Origin of the sequence: Terasakiella sp., assembly GCF_048267425.1 — a bacterium.
Lineage (GTDB): Bacteria > Pseudomonadota > Alphaproteobacteria > Rhodospirillales > Terasakiellaceae > Terasakiella.
In genome coordinates this window covers 1-20,801 of record NZ_JBLWXN010000019.1, presented here as the reverse complement: position 1 = coordinate 20,801, position 20,801 = coordinate 1, and the positions used below count along the sequence as shown (strand labels likewise).

The window sequence follows — 20,801 nt, the reverse complement described above, 5'->3', positions numbered from 1 at the left end:
GTCTTGTCCGCTTCGATTTTTGAGGTCTTTGGTTTTGACTTCATCTTCGTTCCCTTTCGGTCTCTACGATGAACTCAAAACCCTCTGTTATGCAACTCTCTTAATTTGTCCCACTGAGGATGACGGGAGACAGCCAAGCATCAACGAAAGAAAGTCAGGGCGCTGCGCCCCCGACACTCCCGCCGCCACGAAATTGGACAAACCTGAGGAGCGTAGCCACGCCCACAGGTTTGGGAAATGATGATGCCGGAAGGTTCCCTTCCGGCAGAACGACGTTGTCCACCCTTGAAGCTCAGCCCCGATGGTTCTATATTTTTGGGTAAGGTTACCAAGGCCGCCTTTTTCGTTTCACGTTTTGATATGAAAAGGGAAGCTTTGCGATTTGCCGAGTTCATGACGAGATTACGGTCTTGTTGAATGAAGGCAAGGTCGGACGTTATGGATGCTATTCTATTTCTTTAACTTTCTTAGAAAATGAAAGCTCCCCGACTTACCAAAGGCTGGAAACCGCAAAAGTCGAAGTTTCGTAAGAAATTTCGAAAAGTGCCGAAAAAGCGATCAAGCTTCACGCCGACACGCAGATCGACACCCGGATGGACGCCAACGAAACGGGAAATCGGTAAGCGACTTCTGGGCTTTTTTGTTCAGGGTGTCGCCTTCAGTGGTTTCTTATTTCGGCTCCTCCTTCTTTGACTTTTTGAGAGTCACTAAACCTCAACCAAAAGCCAGACGATCTTTCGATCTCTGGCTTTTCCCTTTTCTGACTTCGCTTCTAAAAATCCAATTGCGCATCAAACTTTTGATCCATACATAATTTAGGTTTTTTTTCCTCATTGCCTTGACAAGAGAACGTTTAGTGAATATTTAATTATCGCATATGCTCGTAAAGGCATTGCAAATGTTGTAAACTTTCCTTTAAGGAGAAAATGAAAATGGCAAAAATGTCTAACTTCAGTTCTACACTTGGGCCCAGCTACAATGTAAATGGTCGCGATGTGCTTGGAGCCAAAGGCACACTTAGTCAGTTAGGATATTACGAAGTTCCAGCGCATGGTTTTACAGAGTGGCCGGACACCCCAATGTTCAATGGAATTCAAAAATTCCAGAAAGACCGTAACCTTATTGTTGACGCAATCATAAAACCCAACGGCCCGACTGAACAGGCAATGAACAGAGCTCTACAAGAAAAATTTACGAATCAATCACGCATGAACTCAAATAGCTTGTTCAATCAATTTGACAAATACAATAGCGGTTCTTTTTACAACGCAGGCAACCGATTTGCCGAAAGTTACACATGCTGCGCAACGGGAACTTGCGATAACATCGCCTGACCTTTCTTTCTACACTTAGTTAAATCTTCCTGATTCAGGGGATAATGGAGCAATCAATGTCCGATCAAAAAGATCAATTCACAGTCGTTACAACCCCAAAGGATATTTCTCCAAGTGAGATTGCCAAGGTCTATAACTCCGTGGGGTTTACAATACCTGAAACTTTTTACTCCCAGCCAGATTTTAAAGATCGCATGTTTGCTCCCGGCGCATTCGGCTTCTTCATTTTCAAAGGGGGAGAATTAATTGGTGCAGCAAGAGCCTTAAGTGATGATTCTATTTGCACTTGGATACCCGAATTATGTGTTATGCCCGACTGGCAAAACAAAGGGATTGGAAGTTTGCTTGTGCAAAGCATTGTTGAACGATTTAGTCACACTTCGATTTATGCAGAGGCCTTCAAGGGCAAAGAAAGGGTGCTCGAGAAATTCGGCATTCGCCCAAAAAATAAGCTCGTCTCGTGCAGTAGAGCTTTCACAAAAAATGAAACACAGGCATGAAATGTTTTCCATCAGCGCCTCTGTATTTCAAAAGGAACTGGATAACCTTTATTTCCCAACGCAATTCTCAAAGAATTTCGCAGAAGGAAATGCACATCATTTATGCCATCTGAATTCAGATTTCTACTTTGAAAGCATTCATAAACACAGATTACCACAACTTTATGACGTTGTTAATCGCGTTCATAAAATCCTGATGCTAAATGACATCCTGCCAGAAAAAATTAGTTTTCTGGCAGGTGATTCTCACAATGGGGGTAAAAGACCTTTTCTGATTGAAACAGCAAAAGAGAAAAAAGTAATCAAGTTTGCTGATCCTCGACCATATCTGCTGTTACGTGAGATTTTGCTACTACTTTCCAGTGACCTCGACATTGATCTTACGCCTCCAAACATTCACAGCGATAAAAACAACGAATGGTACATTATTCCATTTATCGACAATAACTCTCCGCTAAAAAAATCAGTTCTAAAAAAAGGAATGTTTGCATTAGGAGTTTTAACAGCGGTCGCCTTCTGCATCGGTATGGTCGATATTCACGTTGAAAATTTGGTGATGGACGGTAACAAACCGATTATTATTGATCCAGAGTGTATTTTTTATCATTTCGGCAATTACAATACATCAGAAAGGCTTTTGAACACTGGTTTGGTAGGGCATAACCAACATCTCTCTGCTATGCGAGGTGGAGATACTGAAAATGTACCGATATTTGAATTTGCCCCATTTATTGACCAAGAAGGCCAACTCAATTATCGCAAGCCGATTTATGATTTCTCAAATCGGTTTACAGATATAAATGGAAAAAAAGTAGACCCCAAATTATTCAAAAATGAAGTTATAAAGGGCTATAAAGCAGCCTTCAACTGGTTCTGTAATAATCTTAGCTTGATACAACACATTGTAAATACATACGTTGCTGATGATTTTAGAATTCGGGTTCTAGCAAGGAAAACGCGCCATTACTCCTCAGTAATCCATATGTTAAATATGCCTATTGAGCAAGGTTATACGGCTTGGGAAACGAACATTCTCTCGCGTTTTATGGAATCGGGATCACTTCTTGATCACATATCTCCAACGCTTCTATCAACCGAAATATACGACATCAAAAAACGTGATATTCCATATTTTTGGGCAAATGCAGGACAGCATTTTGTTTTTCACTCAATGGGAGTAATGCAAACACTCCCCAAAAACAAAACTCCCATCCAACTAATCGCAGAAGACTTCTCAAAATTAAGGGAACATAATATTGACGAACAAATTAAAACATTGGACAAATTCCTCACCGATTAAGCCGTTACAACTCTCATAGCCGTACCTGTCAAGTTAAGCACAGACTAAGACTGTCTTGGCAACGCTGCTACCCTTTCAGCAATGCCTTTGCTTCCTGTCGGTGATTTTGCCAGATAGGGGAAGTCAGAATGCTGTCCCGATTGACCTGCTCTACAGACGTAATCCAGACAAAGTCCGTTCCTTCCTGATCCGTCAAACAACGGCGGATATTTTGGGCACGTTTTGAGGAACTGGTTTGCAGCAACACCTTAAAATCGTCAAACTCCCCAAATTTCTTATAGACCACTTCGCGAAGATAAAGGTTATAACCGATTACCTTGTCACGGATACGCGATAGACCTTCGGTGCCGCGATCTATTTCCAGAAAATAGAGTTTCTGGAACTGTTCGTACTTGCCCTTGCCTTTCAGGATAATCAAACCGTCTGGGTAAACAACAAAACGCTCACGAGTCAGAGGATGAATGACCTCATGGTATAGTTTATACCGCCGATTGCCCACGGCGCGATCCGTGTGGCCTTTGACCTCAAAATCACAGGTGAAACGATGCAGTTCCACAATCTCATGCCCCTGTAGGGCGGTTTCAAGGCAGAGGCGAAATTCAGACAAATCCAGCGCATGTTGCAAAAACGCCCGTTTGACTTGCCCCGATTTGCCGTATTGAAAAACGTCTTCGTCATGATCACGCAATAAATCCTGTCCGGCTTTATCGAGATAATAAGCCATCTCGCCACTGCCATGACCGGGTTGGATCAAAGGTTGAACGCGCCCAAGAAAGCCGTTGTGATAAAGATATTTCAACCGACGTGCTGCGGCTTGATTGGTTGTGTTTTCAGGGAAGATCAAATGCCAGACCTGAGACGTGCGCATATAGCGATAACGGTTCACGGCCTTTAATATCTCAACATCCCGTTCGGTCAGTTTGAACGAGACTTGGCGACGCTCATCAAGGGGTAAATACGGGTTGCTCATTCGTTAAACGGGTTCTCGATTTCAGGCTCGGTTTCAGGTTCTTCAATTACTTCTTCATGCTCAATCAAACGCGGCATCTCATCAAACATAATCGCTTCCCCATCGGAAAAGAGCGCACGTTGTCGGTTTTCATATTCTTCATGCACTGCCGCCAAGGGCGTGTAGTAATGGGCATGGTTGGCAAACACGTCCTGAACAAAGCGATCTACCTTGCCCGGTGAAGTGCGCGGACTTTTAAACGGAGTGGAGACATAATCAATTTCCACCTGCACCGGCATCTGTGAACCGATCTTGATAAACGCCTGCCCCATATCTTGTTTTTTGATTGCTGCCAGCCATTTGTGGTGCTGTTCCTGCAATGACCAAAAGGTGCGTGAAGTCACTTCCCGATATTCGACCGGGCGCAAGAAGGGGACGGTGCTTTGTCCTGAACTTTCGGTGACAGTCTCCGCCTTGTTCCAAGAGCTTCCCTGCATAAGGCTTTCATTATGGGAAACACCGATATTTTGGGCGTTTTGGACTGTGTAGCTTGAACTATCGCCATGCCCTTCACTACGGGTTATCGTGTCGGCTTCACTGGTTGTTTCGGCATGACCGGAACTTTCCTGCACCGAATGCGCCTTTGATGAATGCTGGCTGGCATGAGTGCTGGTACTTTCCATGTGGGATTCATTATAACTTTCCCCATAGTTATCGGTACTGGAACGTCCATCGCTATGTGACCCACCACGCATTTCAGCATGGCTGCCCCCGCTTGAAACGCTCTCTGACTGGTTTTCGAAGCGAGACTTTGATTTACTATTTGATCCACCTTCACCGCGTTCAGGTCTACTTTCACCATGGCCTCTGGATGCGCCTTTAGCCCGGGCAAATGTGTTGTTGTATGTGGTTGTATCGGTGTTCGACCAATTTTCACTATCGCTTTCGCTGACGGTATCGCTGTGATTTCGGTTATGCCCTTGTGCGACCGTGTCCGCAGATGATTGCCCCGTCCCTTGTGTGTCCCCAACCGTATCGGTATTTGTTTCGCCTTTATTGGTTGAATCCGTTGTGCTGCGCCCGTCCATGTGCGATGTCGCGTTCATCACACTATCACTTTGCCCCACCCCAAAGCTTTCCGCCTTATTCAGCCCCAGATTTGTGCCATCCGTTACCCCAATACTTTCATTACCACCTTCAGCGTTACTTTGGGCGCTCGATTGGGAACGGGATAGAACCGTGCGGGTCTCTTCCTCATGATGGACTTTGGTGGAAATAATCTCGTCTTTGATCTCGGTTGGATCAAGATATTCCGCCGCAATGGCATCCGCCATAATTTCCGCATCCTTCTTGGACAAGCCGCCGAAAACATACTTGTTCTTGCAGTTGGTGAGTACCGAGTTGAACAACTGTTCATCGTCAGTTTTTAACTGCGACAAATGCTGGTGCGCCAAGGTCATAAATACCTTGTTTTTGCGGCATTCTTCCAAGGTACGGGCAATATCGCGCGTCACATACTGCCCAAACTCATCAATATAGACGTGGAACGGCTTGAGCGTTTTATCATCGGGATTACGCAGCTTGGCATATCGGAACAGTTCATTGACCAAAAAGATGCCCAGCAGGTGGGTGCTTTCGTGCGAGATTTTTAAGCCGCCATTCAGGTTGACCAACAGGATTTTACCCTCGCGCATGATCTCGCCCAGATCAAGAGTATGAGCGCTTTGCCCGATCATATGGCGGATGCGCCTATTTTCCAGAAAATGCACCAGACGGTTTGCCGCCCCTTCAATGGTTTCTATGCGCTTCTGTGGGGACATCTTGTCAAAGCTCACCCAATCATCCAGAACCGTTTCCTTATAGATGGTTTTCAAAATGTCCTGGCGGCGGCTTGAATCGTAAATGCTGAAAAACGGAAAGGCTTCGAGCAAGGTCAGTTTATTGGCAACCAGCGGGTAGAAGATATTTTTCAACCAGCGTGAAATGCGCGGTGTCCCAATGGAGCTATCCTGCCCAAGCGCCTTGAGGACGGAAGAGGTCAACTGATTGGCTGTCGGCTCAAGATCATCCGTATCGGTCGGAATGGGATTGAAGCCCAAGACCTGTTCAAGATCGGCTGCCGGGTTAAACAGCACAATCCGTTTTGCCAAGCGCGGGTGACGGTGAGAAACATAATGAACCAGATCGTCATAAAGCTGCCCGTGCGGATCGATCAAACACAACCCACATTTGGGGTTTTTCATATCTTGGCGAATGAGGTACTCAATCAACTTGGATTTACCGCTACCTGTCGATCCCACGATATGGGAATGAACTTGGCGGTCTTTCATCGTCAAGACAAGGCGCTGCTCATTCTCCGCTACCGTGCCGACAGCCGTCTTGCTGGCCTCCTCTGAAAACAGGCGCACAGGTGCAGGGCGTTTGGGGGTTGCGCGTTGAAAAAGACTTGGTGGTTTCTTTTTCATTGATCCCCCAAGAGTTCAGCAACCTGCCTTTCAAAAATGTCGCGCCAATGGGCAAGCTTGGTTTCCTTTTCTTCCTCATCCAGCGTGGTATCCTTTTTGATGCGCTGAATGATTTGCGACATATAATCAAGGATGGCTTCGGTCGCATTGATATGGCGCAGATGTTCCGGCACTTCCATAAATTCCGAAGGCGGTTGCAAGCCGTTGTCAATGAAGGCGCGGTTCAATGCAACAGACAGTTCAAGCAGTTCCTGATAATGCGCCTTCTGAAATTCCTGCTCCGTCAAGCCATCAAGGCGGGTTTTAAATGCTTTGATGTAGGCATCCAAGGAAAGGGCGGCGACACCCGTTTGTGCCTGTTTGGCATTTTCCTCAATCTGCTTTTCCAAAGCATCGACCTTAAAAGTCTGAGCTTCCAATTCAGTCCGCACTTGAGCAAGCTGATCTTCCATCACTTTGGCTTCACCGACCTGTTTTTCCAATGCGGTAACTTCCGCCGTTTTTGCCACAAGCTGGGCGCGAAGATCACTGAGATCACGCTCATTCCCGTTTACCTTTGTGCGTAGTGCCGCAACGTCTTGGGCATCTTTGCACAGATGTACATTTTCTTCCTGCAAAGTTTCAATCTGGGCATTGGCCTCCAGCAATTCTTGCTCAAGATGGCGCAAGGCAGTTTCAGATTTGACCCGTTTGATCTTGTCATACTTGTGCTGCAACAAGACAGCCCATTCATGCCCGCGCTCAATATATCGGCTGTTTGTTTCAAAATAGCGATAGAGCAATTCGATCTCGTCGCGATCTTGCGGGTTCATCGGATCAAGGTCGGTGATCTTGGCAAGTTTACGCAAATGGCTGTTACTACCTAGTTTTTGAAAAAATGCTTTTCCCGCTGCGCCTAGAACCGAACCACCTGCCATATCCAGCCCTCCTATTTAAACCCACGCGCTTTTTTGACAATGTCGTAAGCGTTGTTGATTTCCTGTGTCTTCTTGGTCATTAAATCAAGCAAATCGGCATCGTTGCCCGCCTTATCGCTGTGCCAGATTTTGAGCAGACGGCGATATTGCTTTTTGATCTCATCGTCAGATGCTTCGGGGTCAATTTCCAAGGTTTTATAGGCTTCATAAAGTTCGCGCTCTGCCCCATTCATGGAAGCGCTGTCATCTCTTGTTTCTTCGCGCTCATGATAGTGACGCTGCCCACTTTGGGATGAACCGCTGCGCATTTGCTCCTGCTGACCCAAAAGACGGTTGAGTTCGCTTTGAATGTGCGTTGCCGATTTATGCAAACGCTCCATTTCCTTGCCCGTAGAGATATGATTGACGATAAAGTGTTCGCTGTTCGTATTCTGGTTTTGCGTCGCCAAGCCTCTTTCCAAAACAACGATTTCAGCCATCAACGCCTGTTTGCTGTTTTGCAAAGAAGGTTCAACAACTTGGCTCATGGTGTAAATCAATTGCTGAACGAGGTTATTCAGGTTCACGATTTCCTGACGACGGCGCTCCCGCAAGGCTTCTTCGGTCATTTTTGCTGTGGCGCGCGCTCCATTTGCCGCCACTTTGCCAAGAAACATAGCGACTTTGCCCGCCGTTCGTCCCGTCGCGCTCACACCTGAGGCAATATCCTCACGGTGATCATAGGCCATACGCGACCCTGCGGAAACAAGGCGATACAGCCTCTTCAATATCTTCCAAGAAATGAAAAGGCAGAGCAGTAAAAACAGTATCGTAAAAATTGCTTCCATTTGTTCTCACATGCAAAGATGAATATTCTTTATGAATAGTATAATCAGATAAATGACACCTAAGCGAGAATAAAATAACCTGAATAGTCGGCGTTTCAAATTACGGAATATTCCCTTTACCAAGCGCTAAGCTATTCCAACGCATCCGCCCTGCATTGGAACAGCGTTGGAAAATCCATTGGAAAGATTTTTCGACCTCTCAAACCTGCTATGTTGATCTCAACTTAATGAAACAGCATGAGATCACTTATCCTTCTCCCATTGCGCTTGGCAGTGCTGGCCTTCTCGCTGCTGGGATTGGTTGCACTTTATATTGTAGGTCTAGGAAGAAGTTATTTGGCGACAATTATTCGCAATATCATCACTGACTTCCTCAGCTTTTCAAAATTTGATCTGGATGAGAAACGCAAAAAGCACATGCACATGCTGGGGGCGACCGGATCGGGGAAGTCCTGTGCCATTGAATATTTCATCGATGAGAACATCCGCAAACAACAGGGCTTCCTGCTGATTGAACCTCATGGGGAATTGGCAGATCGAGTGATAGCGAACAAGCGGTTTATCAAAGCTTATCCAAAACTGCTGTTACTGGATTTTGACCACCATCCACCAGCATTCAACCTCTTTGCCCTGCCCTTGCCTGATAGCAACCCGCAGCACTTCATAAATGGGCTTGCCAGCGACATCACCAACGCCTTCGCGACCAATATGCAGCCCACCATGACGGAAGCTCAATTTATTATGCTGCGCAATCTCTTTATTGCCGGGTTCTATATGGAAAAGGCAAGCTTTCTGGATATTCTAGATTTGCTATCAGACACTCCTACGCCGCAAATCAAAGCCCTGTTGCCGAACCTGCCAACACCACCCTTACAGAATTATTTCCAGCAAGATTTTTTAGCTGGGGATGCGAAGCGAACCCGGCAAACTTTACGAGGACGTTTGAACAGCTTTGTCATCCCCAAGAAAATGTATGAAAGCCTGTGCGCCAAGACCTGTGACATTGATTTTCGATCAATCTTGGCTAAGGGGAAATATGTGGTCGTCAAAGCGACAACGACCACACTAGGAACGTTTGAAGCCGTCACCATCGGCAATCTCATTCACAGCATCTTTGCAAAATATGCCTTCGAGCGATTGAACCAGCCTGAACAACCCAAGCCCTTCTTCGTCTATTTTGATGAAGCTCAATATTACATGAATGAAACCGTAGAACGATGCCTGACAGGAGCGCGAAAGACAGGCGTGAGCTACACACTGGCACACCATGAATTGGGACAAACGGGGATGTCACCTGCGGCTCAACGAACCATTATCAACAATACGAATGTGAAGATTTACGGTTCGCTCAAATGGAAAGATATGAAGGAGGGGGCGGATATTTTAGGGCTTCAGAATCGCACCCGACTATCAAAACTAAAGCCCGGTCATTTTTACATCAAGGCAGGGCATAAAGAAGCCTTTTACAAACATTTCCCAATACGATTTTCTATCAAAAAGGCTGGTTTCGGGTGTGGCTGGTTTATCAATGCTTATGCCAAGCCCCATCAAACCAAAGCCATGCTGAAACGCATTACCAAAAAACCGCCACCACCCATGTATGAGAAGGCAGTAAACCTTCCGTTACCCACCAAGCCAAAACCTTCTAACTTCAACCCTCATGGCAACATGCCTTTCTCATCGTGATTTGGCGATCCTGTTTCAGCTTCAGGAAAAAGTCAGTCTGACCGTATCACAAATTCATAAACTCTGTTTTCAGGGCTTGGGGCGAGATAGCGCCTATAAGGGCATTGCCAAACTCAAACACAGAGGCTTTGTCAAAAGTTACGCTTACGATTTTGGCAGGTTCGGCAAACTGGGAGATATGATCTTCCTGACCAAATCCGGCTTCAGTCGCATCGAAAGTACAGGATTGATAGAAGGCGAATATAGATACAAAGCCCCACCCGGCTTGATCGTTGATTACGCCCATAGGATTGCTATCATTGATTATTGGATTGCCCTCGAACAAGATGCATCTCGCAATCCAGACTTTGAATTGGCTGGCTTTTTTCCTGAGTTCAAAAAGCTACCTAACGGTAAAGGTATTACCCTGAAAGCCGATTTGCCGAGTGGGGAAATTCTACAAGTCAGAAACGATGCCCTGTTCATCCTGCGCAATCGCCACACAGGGTTGGAACATCTCTTCCTGTTGGAAATTGACCGAGGCACTATGCCGATTGTTACGGGATCAAAGATCAAGGTTGCCAATTCCCAGAACCTGAAAATCCGTAGCAACCTAACAACCAAGATCGAGAAGATTCAAAATATCTTCGATCATTGGCAACTGGCGATCCAAAGCCTTGGATCAAGATTTCACCACTTCAAAGGGGCTAAAGTCGTGGTGATCACCGATACAGCAAAACGCACACTTAACATGCTTCAGAAACTCAGCATCCGGGCATGTTACAAATCACAGGGCGTTTTTCTGTTCAGCCACATTGAGGAAGCAAACCAAAGAGCTTTGACGTGCCGATATGCCGTGCCTCATTGCACAGGCGCATATCAAACACAGAAGCTAATTGCGGCTTCCTAATTTTTCTTGTGCCAACTGACAAAGCTGTTTTGCATTCTTTTCTGTTTTATTGACCTGACTTTTAAAAAGACAAACCTCGTCAGGTTCAAAACTGTTTTCAACTGTCCCGGCAAGAAAACGAATGATGCTGAGAGATGCATTAATTTCTTCCAATAAATTTTCCGGCTGTTTCATGCACGACAAATTAAGGGATACTTCATTGAGAACGCTACATTCATCAATTTCCAAAAATGGACGAAGTATCCCTTAGGATACCGTTTGAAAATTGATATTGAATGTAGCATCAACAATTTTAGCAAACGCCTAATTCATCAAGCAAGGCAATCACCAAAAATTGCAAATCGAATATTCCCTCTGATCTGTTCATATGCCAGTATAGAATGGATTTTCTTATTGGGTTTAGATTATGTATAGAGTGATTATTGCAATTCTTGTTGTTGGACTATCCACAACTGCACTTGCAGATAAAGAGACGGATAAGCTATGGAGTAGCTTCAATAAAACAATCATGAACGATGATTGTAAATTGGCACTTGTCAAACTCGAACATCTCCTCAAAATTGACCCTAATTTAGCCTACCCACAGAAAGCATCCCTATATGAAAAGGGACGCTGCCTCCCCCGAGACATTGATAAGGCAATCCAACACTATCAGATGGTGTCACAGGAAAAACTTGATGGCATGTTTGCTCTCAATTTGTCTCACTTGCTGTTTCTGAAAGCTCAATCAAGTCAGCAAAAACAACAGGCATTGTCTGGTATTCGTGGCATCCTTCTCAAAGAAATCCCCACCGTAGAAACAAGTGCCGAGCTAAAAGAATACTTAAAAGTTTTGTATCCAAATTCTCCCGATTTTCTAAGCGCTCTTGAAGGTGAGTTTGCATTTATAAAATCACTGGAAGAAAATGTTGAACTAAAACTAAACGAAATTCAAAAATTTATAGCCGATGACAGACTACACACTTTGTCAGAGTTTTGGCTCATTCGATTGAGAAACGAAGGCAATATTCAGGCTTATTTTTTATCTGCAATATTATTCGAAGGCGATTTAGACAAGCGGAAACGGTTTTTAATCTTCGCGGCAAAAGGCAAACATCCCGAAGCACAAGCATCTTTAGCTAAAATGTATGAGACAGAGAATACCCGAGCCTCCAAAATGTTTGCCTATTATTGGAATTTGAAAGCAAAACAGAATGGCTTGGATGTTGACATGCATTTGGCTCGGTTGAGTCAATCCATGAGCAAAAGCGATATTTCTGCAATGGAGGATGAAGCTTCAAAAGAAACTCCATCCCTGCCTTTTTAAACCTAGCATCCAAGCTTTTTTCTCTCTTGATACAAGTCTGCTAGACGCTTTTTATACTTCTCAAAATCACGCTCATGAGGGGCCAAGTTGCTGTCGTAGTTTTTCAATCTATATCGGATTTCTCCATATTTAGTGTAAGCTTGCTTCACTTTATTGATACCAAGAGTGTTTGCGCCTGCCGACACCAAAGCTTTCAGGATCGTTTTCCAAGCACCTGTTAAAACGTCTGTGGCTAGAGACACTCCGAGTTCTGCAACAGCCAGATGAAAATCACCTTCAGCCCTTCCTAAAGCTTTTTCATCACGTTTGCGATCCGTCTTGATCAGACGTATTTGGCGCTCGGCACCATCTCGACCACTTCGAGCTGCTTCCATCATAGAAGCATTTTTCGAACAAGGTGTTACTTCCCCATCTAGTGGTCCTTTCTTTTTTTCTTCGACTTGATCACCTTGACCTTTTTCAGATTGTTCGTCAGCATTTTTGCCCCGTTGAACATTTTCTGCTGAGTGTGCTTTGATCCGCTCAGAGAATTGTGGCTCAGAATTCGTTCCCACCTGCGCTTCATTTCCGCCCACGTCCATCTCCAACTGTGCAAAAACCTGTTTCACATTTTCAGGTAAACGAGAGATGACTTCCTGATGAAATTCATCTACGCGATCACCCTTTCGATCACTGAGCTGCTGCATGAAATTGGCATATTCATGAACTGCTTTCTCATCGCCATTTTTTAGGCTGTCAGCGTACAGGGCGGGTAATGAACCGTTCTTGGAATACTGCAACAAACCATCCATTGTTCGGGTGTTGGCAGAATGAAATTCATCCTCCACAGGTTTAATCTTTGATGATTGGAACCAAGGGTTTGCTTTCGGCTTTTGCTGCTGTGCTACCTGTTCCCACATGTTTGCGGTTGGCTTCTTCAGCTTTGGCATTTTAACTTCCGGCAAGCCTGTCAACGGGTCAATTTTAGGCACTTTCGGTTTGGTTTTCGCAGCCTCCAATAAGTCAGTGTTGGAGACGCCCTGATTTGCCATTGTTTCACCAATCTTGGCTTCAGTGGGTCCACCCGGCTTCATAACACCATCGACTTTCAGACCGTTCTTTTGCTGAAACTTCTTCAAACCATCAATCATCCCCATATCGGGAATATCGGTAATGCCAAAATCAGGAACTTTATAATCACCTGTTTGCGCCAACGCTGATTTGGTTTTCAAAACATCATCGGGCTGTGTGTTGGATGATTGGCTGATCGTATTTCCAACCGAGAAGAAGTTTTTCCATTGATCAAACCTTCCCATGTTCAATCTCCTTATTTCATAGAGGTAAAACGAAAAAAGCCGCCTCCGAGTAATCGGAAGCGGCTTGCTCAAAAGAAAAAAGGAGAAGAGACCGTTCGGTCGCACTTCTCCTGTTGACTTCGTTCTATATGGCATATAGGGACGGCCCAGTCAAGAACATAACAAGAACATTCGTTTCGCCATGCTGTTTCTGAATTTGCCAAATAAACGAACTTACGGAAGCAAACAACGCCGAACCTGCCCTCAGCACTCAAAAGGACAAGAATTTGCCTCTGCGAGTTCCTTCTTGCCTTTTTCGTTCTATCTGAGGGCTTTGGGGCGGTGTTCTTATTCCTTAATCCGTTTTCATTATGACAACTGCAATAGAACAATCCCGGCTTATCACTGTTCTTGATGACATTATTCAGAACTATCCTCATTCGATGAAAGCTCATATCGCGCAAATCATCATGGATCACGACGAACCTGAAACCTACCTGTCCGATATTCTCAACTATGGTTGTATTTCTGGCTGTGTATCTGAGTTGGTTTACTATTCAGACACTCATGCCTTCTACGATCAATACTATTATGAGATCGAAGAATTACGTCAGTCTTTCGAAGAAGAAACTGGCTGTGCCATTGAGGTTCAATACGACCTAAAAAACTTTTTTGCTTGGTTTGCTTTTGAGCACACAGCATATCAAATCGCCAATGAAGCAGAGCTGGATTTTTAATCCGCTCTGCTTAACACGTAGCCCTCGCCAGCCTCGCTTTTGATCCAATCCTTATGTGAGGCAGGAAGGCGTTTTCTGAGTTCAAAGATACGTCCTTTGAAATCCCGATTTTTCAGGCATGTATCATGATCGCCCCAAATTTCTCGCTGGATGCGGCTATAGGGAATGATGGTTTCGGGGCTTTGCAGAAAGAGAATGAGCAACCGCCTTAACGCCTTGGTGAGGGGGATGGTTTTGCCGTCGATCTTGAACACGCTTCGTTCAAGGTCATAGCTCATATCGTGATATTCAAGGCAGGGCTTCTTTGTCCGTCCTGCCTTGATGAAATTCCACCAATGAACGACCTTGAGACGGATTTCTTTGCGCACAAACGGTTTGCGGATGAAGTCGTTTGCGCCGGCTGCATAAAGCTGATTCAGAATTTCATCTTGGATAAAGCCGCTGATCACCACAATATAGCTTTCGATGTTGGTCTGGCGAATATGTTTGCATAGTTCCAGCCCGTTACGTGAGCCGTCCAGATTTATATCGAGCAAGAACACGTCAAAATGCGTCTTGTTCATTTTCAGTGCTGCCGCCTCAAAGTTATGGGCGATTTGCACACCTTTGACAGGATCAACGCTATCAAAACATTGAGCGATGGCGTGGGCGACCGAAGGTCGATCTTCAACAATCAAGATATTCATGGGGACAAAATTAGGGGATATTTCCAACCTTATGCCAACCCCATTAAGTCCTGATTAAATCCAGTGACTTTTACCACCAAATTCCAACCGTCCTGCCCATACACTCAGGGCAAATATTCATTAACGCACTTGCCATGCCCAAACTTTCCTTTCATCGCCAACCGATCACACTGGATGAATCCGTGATGTTCGGCTACCTCGTCCATAAATATGCAGAAGCCGCCAAGGCGCAGAAGCTTCACACCGACGGGTCTTTCTATCTCAGCCTCGCAGAACGCTTTCACCACGCCCCGCTTGAACTTGATCTGCAAGACCTCGCCATTGCAGGCTTACAGAAACGTGGCTACATCAAAATCAAACACAAAAAGGCATCACGAAAACGATATTACAAGCTCTTCGTCGATAAGCTCCTGCGTGATGTGAACTTTCAGTAATCACGCATCATTTTTCCATCCCTTAACTTTCACAATTATGGAAACTCCAAACAAAATCGCACAGCTTAATGATTTGCTTCGTAAAGAAGGCATCGGCGGTCGGGTGATGATCACCCAAGGCATTCAATCTCTCTCAACGGAAACCCGAACAAACATCTTCAAAGCCATTCGGGAATTTTCCAACTTCACCAAGGATAACGACCCATACGGCGAACACGACTTCGCCGCCCTCACGGTTGATGGGGAACGCATTAATTTCAAGATGGATTATTATGACAAATCCCTGCAATACGCCTCCGAAGACCCGGCTGATCCCACGATCACAGAACGGGTGATGACAGTACTGTTAGCTTCAGAATATTAATGAAGATCAGCGACACCTTCGGCGGCTTCAAATCCCACTTCTTAATTGCCAGAGGAAACAAAATCAAAACTTATAAGGCGGTCATTGCAACGCTCATGATGTTCATGACCGCCAACAAGGTTGAAGATGTGCGCGACTGCACCGCCAGTCTTCTTGAAGACTATCTCACCCGACAAATGGGGGAGCGGGCTTGGTCGCCCAAGACTTATCGAAACCACTGGCAGAATTTCAAATTCTATTTCGATTGGGCGGTTAAAAAAGGCTACCTGCCAAGCAATCCGATTGTGCAGGTTGCCAAGCCTAAACTACCCAAGCCCGTTCCCCGAGCCATCAACCGGGAAGAGGTCAAAACAATCCTTCATGCGACTGAATGGCTGAACTGGCGCTACGCCCTTGAGCGCCCCCGTAATGTTGCTCTGCTTTCCATCATGATCTTGGCAGGATTGCGCCTTCAGGAAGTTCTCAACCTGCGCCTTGAGGACGTAAACCTGCACACAGGCGAGATCACCGTTCTGCAAGGTAAAGGCAATAAGGATCGCGTGGTGCATATGCCCCAGCAATTGATCCTGCGCCTGAAGGAATATGCCCAACATAGAGGCGGTAAGCCCCGGCGCTTGCCCTTCTTTGCCAGTGTCAAATCGGATAAGGCGCTCACGGTGAAGAACGTTCAGGACATTGTTCGCAAGATTCAGATTGCGTCTGGCATTTACTTCACCCCGCACATGCTACGCCATACCTACGCCAAGCTTTGTTTGGAAGCCGAGATCAATCTGTTTTGCATCAAGGAAGAGATGGGACACGAAAGCATCAAGACGACACAGCGTTATCTTTCCATCTCCACACAAAAAATGCAGCAGACCATGAAAAATGCCCAGCTCATTTGACCTTGCTTTTTGGGAGGAGGGTTCGATAAAATTCAGGCGCCCTATGGGCGCTGAGATTTATCTCCTAAAAATTCGAAAACGTGCGATTTGCCGCTTAATTAAGCCAAAAACAAGGATTTAAAAAACGGTGTTATGGCTCATACCCGTAGGTCGGTGGTTCAATTCCACCCTCCGCAACCAAAAAGCAGTAGAAAGCCAAAAACGGCTATTCGCATATAGCACAACCGACCATCGGGCATTGCCCGATAGGCACTCGAATTAGGAGATAATCTCAGGATTTACCTCCTAATTTTTGTTTATGTCAGAAATCCGCAAACTCCATCGGCAATTTTGCCAGTATTCCAAAACCTTCAAGGGGCGAACACCAAGAGGCATTCAATGGCTGGCAAGTTGTTTCAATATCTTTATGCAGTTCCATCCGCTTGATCATCCCAATCAAATCAGTAAACGCCATTTGGAACACTGGCTTTTACAGGGGCAATCTGAAAGAGGCTGGTCGGCAAAGACCATTCGAAATCATCTACAGGCAATCAGTTCCTTTTTGGATTGGTGTGTGGCTGAAGAACTCATTTCTAAAAATCACGCCAAGTCCATTCCTCGGCCTAAATTGCCACAACGTATTCCCAAAGCTCTTTCACAGGAAGAAGCCCAACTTCTGCTGACTTACGCTAAAAATGCGGAATATCCAACCCGCTTTCAACGCGCCAGAGCCACCGCCATTATCGGCTGCTTTCTTTATACAGGAGTGCGCCTTAACGAACTCTATAACCTCGAACTCACGCATATCGACTTGGAAGCACAAACTCTATTTGTCAGTCGAGGAAAGGGGGAGAAAGACCGCTTGATTCCGCTTGCCCCACAGGCAATACGGATATTAAAAACCTACCTGACAGAACGGCGAAAACTGAACCCGAATTCTCCCTATTTCTTCACCTCAGTCCAAGACAAAGACAAGATGGGTGACAATGTGATTAAACGGCTAATCGAAAAGCTGAGAACTTTAAGCAAAGTGAGTTTTACAGCCCACGTTCTACGTCATACATTTGCAACGCTTATGCTGCAAAGCGGCTGCGGCCTGTTCAGCATTCAGAAAATGATGGGGCATAGTGACATTGCGACAACTTCGATTTATCTGAAGGCGACGGTCGAGCATTTAAGAGGGGAAATTGCGAAGCATCCGCTACATTAAAAGCAACCTTAAGAAACTTTATATATACTTTTAACCGTAAAAAGATATAGTTTTACTTATCGGTCACAACCTTTATGAAAGGCGAAAAACTCGTGAAGAAAGTTTCTATTATTAATTTTAAAGGTGGCGTTGGAAAAACAACCCTTTCTCTTCATTTTGCATGTTATTTGGCACAAAACCATAAAGTTTTATTAATTGATATAGACCATCAATCAAGTCTTTCACTAGTTGTATTAAGACAATACATTTGGGAGCAACATGTTAATAGTGGTTACACTATCAATCGTGTGTTCGAAGCTTTTTGCAATCCCGACATTCCAACTCCTGGCTCAGAAATCATTATCCAAAACCCATTCTATAGAAGAGATCAACGATTTAATCTTTATCCAAACTTGGATTTTGTTTCTGCGCAATTTGAATTAGACGAAACAGAAATTGACTTAGCGTCAACCAATTATGGAAATGTAATTCTTTCTGATTGGAAAAAGCGTACTTTATTGGCGAGTTGGTTAGATCACATAGAGGCTAATAAACATTATGATTATGTGATTTTTGACTGCCCTCCTGCGACAAAAATTGTTAGTCAGAATGCTCTTTCATGCAGCAATTCCTATATCGTCCCAGTTATACCTGATGAACTTTCAAGTAGGGGAGTAACGCACTTTCAAGGTCTTGTTGAAAGAAAAATTGACAATAAATTAATTTTCTTAAGAGATACAGCTCGTATCCCCTATGAACAATGCCCAAGCAATTATGTTGAGAGAACCGGAATGGCAGCTATTGCTCCAACCCTTGTAAAAACCGCTGGACGCGCTGCATCTGGATTCACGAATATTCATACGGAACAACTTGGGGCATTACGTCGTCAGTGGCGGAATGCTGTGCTGAAAACAGAAGGAATTAATTACATTGGTGTACCAGAAGCCGTAAACGCAGGTTGGCCTGTCTGGAATTACACAGGGCAAAATGCTAATAACACAGTTATCGGAATGATGTCTGATATTTGTTCGGAACTCAAAACAAGAGTTGATGCCATATGAAGTCTTTAAAAAGAAGAGAGCAAACTCTTAAAAAAACAATTCGTGTCATGAAGGATCAATTAAAAACTTTGTCCACCTGTAATGCTGACAAAGAAATCTTAGACACGTATCTACAACTAATAGAATTCATTGAAAAAACGCCATTTAATACAATATTTTCAAACTCGGTAGAACAACCTCCGCAAACAGTTGACATGAGTTCAAAGTTTGAGGGACTACCTTTTGATAAAGATATCGCCATTATGCCACTCGCAGATATTGAAATAATTCTGCAAAATGACAAAATACAGCGAAAATATTTAGAAATGATCGCGATTAAAAGGTTTGATGTACCAAAAGGTTCTCTTAGTAGCTACTCAAACATTCCAAAATTAAAAGAAAAAATTAACACTCTCATTCAAAATGAAAAAGCACATAATACAATTTCAAGTGTAGCTAAGAAATCTAAAACCTAGCTTCAAATGATGCGTGATCATTTTTGCAAATTGCTTAAACCATACCTTATCTTGTAAATGCGCGGGGCATTTACTCAGTATTCTTTGACCCTCAGCTTGCTCTAAAGAGGGTCATCTTAGATATTCAGCCGTGGCGTCTTTCTTGCCTGAAAGACCCTTCGGCTTTTTCTTGACCTTGCGCACATTAATTGCGCTGGCATCGAGCGTGTTTTTAATGTGGGCGGCGTAGTGTTTTTCGATCATCTCGACCGATGTGCGGCAGTTCTTGGCGATTTGGTAGATATCTGCGCCTTCCATGAGGCGGAGGCAGATGTAGGTGTGTCTTAGGCTATATAAAGTTCTCTTCTGTCCGTCACGATCCAGCTTGAGGTTTTGGTCATCCAAGATGCGATTGAACATCTTGAGGTGATTGTGGGGGAAGACCTTGTCATTTTCTTCAAAGTCAGACCGTTGGCAGACCCGTTCATAGGGGCGTACAGCGTTTTTAGTAGACTTACAGTAACCTACGCCCCGCTTGCCACGTACTTCGATCACAAGGATTGTCTCGTCAGTGTCGAGATCTTCCACGATCTCAATGTCTCTGTGTTCGATATTGAACAGTTCATCAGGGCGTAAGCCAGTGTTCGCGGCAAACAGAACCATGTCGTGTAAATCCTGCGCGCTCTTCTTATGTCTGCCACCCGTCACATTCGCATTCTGTCTGGTTGCTTTGTAAAGCTTTTCATATTGCTTGCCACTGAACCACGGACGGTGGACCACTTTGCCCTGCGCCCCATAGGGCTGAGACATATCAGGCAGGTGTTCGAGCCAGTTATAACGGATGGCAACTTTCAGCACTTGGCGCAAGGTTACGATTTCATCATGTAGCGTACTTCTTGCCGGAGGCTTTTTCGCTGTCTCGGTTCTATGCATACGATAATCCTGCACCAAGCCAGCCGTGATCTCAGATAAGCCTTTGTCTCCAAAAAAAGGAATGAGGTGCAACCTCAGCCGCGCTTTGTGACCTTCAACCCATTTCGGGCTGCGTTGTCCTTGGGTTGAGGTCTCATATTCATGTTCAAAACGGTCCGCGACCTGCTTGAATGTTTTTTCGTTTTTGATCAGACCTTGGCGGTCTTTGTCTCTGAGATTAAAGAACCAATCCTCGGCAAAGTCTTTGGCACAAGACAGGCTTTCTTCTTTGGTACTGGTGCGATGGTTTTTCCCAGCCATAAAAGTTGAGCATTGCCAGTATCTGGAATTCTCACGGCGATATACATGGACTTTATCGCCCATAATGGTGTGTTTTTCCGTCATAACAAGCCTTTCACAAGTGGAGCAGTAAAATGTGTAAGGAATGTGTAATGGTAACAGGGGAGATTCAGCGTGTCAAACTGGGTGACCCAGAACGCAAAAAAGCCAACTAAGTCAGAGACTTAATTGGCTTCTAGTGGTTGCGGGGGCCAGATTTGAACTGACGACCTTCAGGTTATGAGCCTGACGAGCTACCGGGCTGCTCCACCCCGCGTTGGTATTTTGTAACGACAAAGCCGCCTTTTGCGAGGCGGCTTTGGGTAACGATTGTG

22 protein-coding genes, 1 tRNA gene and 1 pseudogene are annotated in these 20,801 nt (G+C 44.9%); 14 read left to right on the top strand and 10 right to left on the bottom strand.

Annotated elements, in window-relative coordinates:
• Positions 1-932 precede the first annotated feature (932 nt).
• Genes ACN0VA_RS17355 through ACN0VA_RS17345 form a run of 3 tightly spaced genes read left to right on the top strand, consistent with a single transcriptional unit; the run spans position 933 to position 3,134 of the window.
• Complete coding sequence (locus tag ACN0VA_RS17355; RefSeq protein ID WP_417822386.1) at positions 933-1,334, top strand: hypothetical protein; 402 nt, start codon at positions 933-935, stop codon at positions 1,332-1,334.
• Between the two features lie 56 nt (positions 1,335-1,390).
• Complete coding sequence (locus ACN0VA_RS17350; RefSeq protein ID WP_417822385.1) at positions 1,391-1,834, top strand: GNAT family N-acetyltransferase; 444 nt, start codon at positions 1,391-1,393, stop codon at positions 1,832-1,834.
• A gap of 1 nt (position 1,835) precedes the next feature.
• Positions 1,836-3,134, top strand: a complete 1,299-nt coding sequence (locus ACN0VA_RS17345) for a DUF4135 domain-containing protein (protein WP_417822384.1) — start codon at positions 1,836-1,838, stop codon at positions 3,132-3,134.
• Between the two features lie 67 nt (positions 3,135-3,201).
• Here ACN0VA_RS17345 and ACN0VA_RS17340 read toward each other — a convergent pair whose 3' ends face one another.
• From ACN0VA_RS17340 to ACN0VA_RS17325, 4 genes are read right to left on the bottom strand one after another with little or no spacing between them, the layout of a single operon-like run.
• Positions 3,202-4,104, bottom strand: a complete 903-nt coding sequence (locus tag ACN0VA_RS17340; RefSeq protein WP_417822383.1) for a replication-relaxation family protein — start codon at positions 4,102-4,104, stop codon at positions 3,202-3,204.
• Complete coding sequence (locus ACN0VA_RS17335) at positions 4,101-6,548, bottom strand: helicase HerA domain-containing protein (protein ID WP_417822382.1); 2,448 nt, start codon at positions 6,546-6,548, stop codon at positions 4,101-4,103. Before ACN0VA_RS17335 ends, ACN0VA_RS17340 begins: the two co-directional genes overlap by 4 nt.
• Entirely contained in the window at positions 6,545-7,465 is a 921-nt protein-coding gene (locus tag ACN0VA_RS17330; protein WP_417822381.1) for a hypothetical protein, read from the bottom strand. The genes ACN0VA_RS17335 and ACN0VA_RS17330 overlap by 4 nt, the downstream gene beginning before the upstream one ends.
• A gap of 11 nt (positions 7,466-7,476) precedes the next feature.
• Complete coding sequence (locus ACN0VA_RS17325; RefSeq protein ID WP_417822380.1) at positions 7,477-8,193, bottom strand: DnaJ domain-containing protein; 717 nt, start codon at positions 8,191-8,193, stop codon at positions 7,477-7,479.
• 336 nt (positions 8,194-8,529) lie between these two features.
• Here ACN0VA_RS17325 and ACN0VA_RS17320 point away from each other — a divergent pair, with 336 nt between their 5' ends.
• Together ACN0VA_RS17320 and ACN0VA_RS17315 are read left to right on the top strand one after the other, a co-directional pair.
• Positions 8,530-9,978 (top strand): helicase HerA domain-containing protein, encoded by a 1,449-nt coding sequence (locus ACN0VA_RS17320; RefSeq protein WP_417822379.1) that lies wholly within the window; start codon positions 8,530-8,532, stop codon positions 9,976-9,978.
• Positions 9,953-10,867 (top strand): replication-relaxation family protein, encoded by a 915-nt coding sequence (locus ACN0VA_RS17315; RefSeq protein WP_417822378.1) that lies wholly within the window; start codon positions 9,953-9,955, stop codon positions 10,865-10,867. The genes ACN0VA_RS17320 and ACN0VA_RS17315 overlap by 26 nt, the downstream gene beginning before the upstream one ends.
• Here the strand turns inward: ACN0VA_RS17315 and ACN0VA_RS17310 are convergent.
• Complete coding sequence (locus tag ACN0VA_RS17310; protein ID WP_417822377.1) at positions 10,850-11,041, bottom strand: hypothetical protein; 192 nt, start codon at positions 11,039-11,041, stop codon at positions 10,850-10,852. The two genes, ACN0VA_RS17315 and ACN0VA_RS17310, sit on opposite strands and share 18 nt — an antisense overlap.
• 232 nt (positions 11,042-11,273) lie before the next feature.
• Here ACN0VA_RS17310 and ACN0VA_RS17305 point away from each other — a divergent pair, with 232 nt between their 5' ends.
• Positions 11,274-12,173, top strand: coding sequence for a hypothetical protein (locus tag ACN0VA_RS17305; protein WP_417822376.1), 900 nt, complete (start codon positions 11,274-11,276; stop codon positions 12,171-12,173).
• Between the two features lie 2 nt (positions 12,174-12,175).
• Here the strand turns inward: ACN0VA_RS17305 and ACN0VA_RS17300 are convergent, their stop codons facing one another.
• A complete protein-coding gene (locus tag ACN0VA_RS17300; protein WP_417822375.1) occupies positions 12,176-13,468 on the bottom strand; it encodes a hypothetical protein in 1,293 nt (430 codons plus the stop codon).
• A gap of 350 nt (positions 13,469-13,818) precedes the next feature.
• Here ACN0VA_RS17300 and ACN0VA_RS17295 point away from each other — a divergent pair, with 350 nt between their 5' ends.
• On the top strand, positions 13,819-14,184 hold the full coding sequence (locus ACN0VA_RS17295) for a hypothetical protein (RefSeq protein ID WP_417822374.1): 366 nt from the start codon (positions 13,819-13,821) through the stop codon (positions 14,182-14,184).
• On the opposite strand, the gene ACN0VA_RS17290 is transcribed toward ACN0VA_RS17295, so the two are convergent.
• The gene (locus ACN0VA_RS17290; RefSeq protein WP_417822373.1) at positions 14,181-14,897 is read right to left on the bottom strand and encodes a response regulator transcription factor; all 717 of its coding nucleotides are present in this window, start codon (positions 14,895-14,897) and stop codon (positions 14,181-14,183) included. The two genes, ACN0VA_RS17295 and ACN0VA_RS17290, sit on opposite strands and share 4 nt — an antisense overlap.
• Positions 14,898-15,004: 107 nt before the next feature.
• On the opposite strand from ACN0VA_RS17290, the gene ACN0VA_RS17285 reads away from it, so the two are divergent.
• Genes ACN0VA_RS17285 through ACN0VA_RS17275 form a run of 3 tightly spaced genes read left to right on the top strand, consistent with a single transcriptional unit; the run spans position 15,005 to position 16,552 of the window.
• Positions 15,005-15,304, top strand: a complete 300-nt coding sequence (locus tag ACN0VA_RS17285) for a hypothetical protein (RefSeq protein ID WP_417822372.1) — start codon at positions 15,005-15,007, stop codon at positions 15,302-15,304.
• A 37-nt stretch (positions 15,305-15,341) separates the two neighbouring features.
• Positions 15,342-15,668: a DUF3768 domain-containing protein gene (locus ACN0VA_RS17280; protein WP_417822371.1), complete on the top strand. Its 327-nt coding sequence runs from the start codon at positions 15,342-15,344 to the stop codon at positions 15,666-15,668.
• Positions 15,668-16,552: a tyrosine-type recombinase/integrase gene (locus ACN0VA_RS17275; RefSeq protein WP_417822370.1), complete on the top strand. Its 885-nt coding sequence runs from the start codon at positions 15,668-15,670 to the stop codon at positions 16,550-16,552. The genes ACN0VA_RS17280 and ACN0VA_RS17275 overlap by 1 nt, the downstream gene beginning before the upstream one ends.
• A gap of 301 nt (positions 16,553-16,853) precedes the next feature.
• On the opposite strand, the gene ACN0VA_RS17270 is transcribed toward ACN0VA_RS17275, so the two are convergent.
• The gene (locus ACN0VA_RS17270) at positions 16,854-17,006 is read right to left on the bottom strand and encodes a hypothetical protein (RefSeq protein WP_417822388.1); all 153 of its coding nucleotides are present in this window, start codon (positions 17,004-17,006) and stop codon (positions 16,854-16,856) included.
• On the opposite strand from ACN0VA_RS17270, the pseudogene ACN0VA_RS17265 reads away from it, so the two are divergent.
• From ACN0VA_RS17265 to ACN0VA_RS17250, 4 genes and pseudogenes are all read left to right on the top strand, one after another.
• Positions 16,959-17,060: pseudogene (locus ACN0VA_RS17265) on the top strand (hypothetical protein); the annotation flags it as partial. The gene ACN0VA_RS17270 and the pseudogene ACN0VA_RS17265 sit on opposite strands and share 48 nt — an antisense overlap.
• 45 nt (positions 17,061-17,105) lie before the next feature.
• On the top strand, positions 17,106-17,741 hold the full coding sequence (locus ACN0VA_RS17260) for a tyrosine-type recombinase/integrase (RefSeq protein WP_417822387.1): 636 nt from the start codon (positions 17,106-17,108) through the stop codon (positions 17,739-17,741).
• A 92-nt stretch (positions 17,742-17,833) separates the two neighbouring features.
• Positions 17,834-18,781 (top strand): ParA family protein, encoded by a 948-nt coding sequence (locus tag ACN0VA_RS17255; RefSeq protein WP_417822369.1) that lies wholly within the window; start codon positions 17,834-17,836, stop codon positions 18,779-18,781.
• Positions 18,778-19,236, top strand: a complete 459-nt coding sequence (locus tag ACN0VA_RS17250; protein ID WP_417822368.1) for a hypothetical protein — start codon at positions 18,778-18,780, stop codon at positions 19,234-19,236. Before ACN0VA_RS17255 ends, ACN0VA_RS17250 begins: the two co-directional genes overlap by 4 nt.
• Positions 19,237-19,347: 111 nt before the next feature.
• Here the strand turns inward: ACN0VA_RS17250 and ACN0VA_RS17245 are convergent, their stop codons facing one another.
• Both ACN0VA_RS17245 and ACN0VA_RS17240 read right to left on the bottom strand, forming a co-directional pair.
• Positions 19,348-20,532, bottom strand: a complete 1,185-nt coding sequence (locus tag ACN0VA_RS17245; RefSeq protein ID WP_417822367.1) for a tyrosine-type recombinase/integrase — start codon at positions 20,530-20,532, stop codon at positions 19,348-19,350.
• 134 nt (positions 20,533-20,666) lie between these two features.
• Positions 20,667-20,743: transfer RNA gene (locus tag ACN0VA_RS17240), tRNA-Met, on the bottom strand.
• Positions 20,744-20,801 lie beyond the last annotated feature (58 nt).

Excerpts from the sequence above, each read along its gene's own strand:
- ACN0VA_RS17355 (WP_417822386.1), top strand. The coding sequence starts at position 933 with ATGGCAAAAATGTCTAACTTCAGTTCTACACTTGGGCCCAGCTACAAT.
- ACN0VA_RS17350 (WP_417822385.1), top strand. The coding sequence starts at position 1,391 with ATGTCCGATCAAAAAGATCAATTCACAGTCGTTACAACCCCAAAGGAT.
- ACN0VA_RS17345 (WP_417822384.1), top strand. The coding sequence starts at position 1,836 with ATGTTTTCCATCAGCGCCTCTGTATTTCAAAAGGAACTGGATAACCTT.
- ACN0VA_RS17340 (WP_417822383.1), bottom strand. The coding sequence starts at position 4,104 with ATGAGCAACCCGTATTTACCCCTTGATGAGCGTCGCCAAGTCTCGTTC.
- ACN0VA_RS17335 (WP_417822382.1), bottom strand. The coding sequence starts at position 6,548 with ATGAAAAAGAAACCACCAAGTCTTTTTCAACGCGCAACCCCCAAACGC.
- ACN0VA_RS17330 (WP_417822381.1), bottom strand. The coding sequence starts at position 7,465 with ATGGCAGGTGGTTCGGTTCTAGGCGCAGCGGGAAAAGCATTTTTTCAA.
- ACN0VA_RS17325 (WP_417822380.1), bottom strand. The coding sequence starts at position 8,193 with ATGGCCTATGATCACCGTGAGGATATTGCCTCAGGTGTGAGCGCGACG.
- ACN0VA_RS17320 (WP_417822379.1), top strand. The coding sequence starts at position 8,530 with ATGAGATCACTTATCCTTCTCCCATTGCGCTTGGCAGTGCTGGCCTTC.
- ACN0VA_RS17315 (WP_417822378.1), top strand. The coding sequence starts at position 9,953 with ATGGCAACATGCCTTTCTCATCGTGATTTGGCGATCCTGTTTCAGCTT.
- ACN0VA_RS17310 (WP_417822377.1), bottom strand. The coding sequence starts at position 11,041 with ATGAAACAGCCGGAAAATTTATTGGAAGAAATTAATGCATCTCTCAGC.
- ACN0VA_RS17305 (WP_417822376.1), top strand. The coding sequence starts at position 11,274 with ATGTATAGAGTGATTATTGCAATTCTTGTTGTTGGACTATCCACAACT.
- ACN0VA_RS17300 (WP_417822375.1), bottom strand. The coding sequence starts at position 13,468 with ATGGGAAGGTTTGATCAATGGAAAAACTTCTTCTCGGTTGGAAATACG.
- ACN0VA_RS17295 (WP_417822374.1), top strand. The coding sequence starts at position 13,819 with ATGACAACTGCAATAGAACAATCCCGGCTTATCACTGTTCTTGATGAC.
- ACN0VA_RS17285 (WP_417822372.1), top strand. The coding sequence starts at position 15,005 with ATGCCCAAACTTTCCTTTCATCGCCAACCGATCACACTGGATGAATCC.
- ACN0VA_RS17280 (WP_417822371.1), top strand. The coding sequence starts at position 15,342 with ATGGAAACTCCAAACAAAATCGCACAGCTTAATGATTTGCTTCGTAAA.
- ACN0VA_RS17275 (WP_417822370.1), top strand. The coding sequence starts at position 15,668 with ATGAAGATCAGCGACACCTTCGGCGGCTTCAAATCCCACTTCTTAATT.
- ACN0VA_RS17270 (WP_417822388.1), bottom strand. The coding sequence starts at position 17,006 with ATGGCGTTTACTGATTTGATTGGGATGATCAAGCGGATGGAACTGCAT.
- ACN0VA_RS17250 (WP_417822368.1), top strand. The coding sequence starts at position 18,778 with ATGAAGTCTTTAAAAAGAAGAGAGCAAACTCTTAAAAAAACAATTCGT.
- ACN0VA_RS17245 (WP_417822367.1), bottom strand. The coding sequence starts at position 20,532 with ATGACGGAAAAACACACCATTATGGGCGATAAAGTCCATGTATATCGC.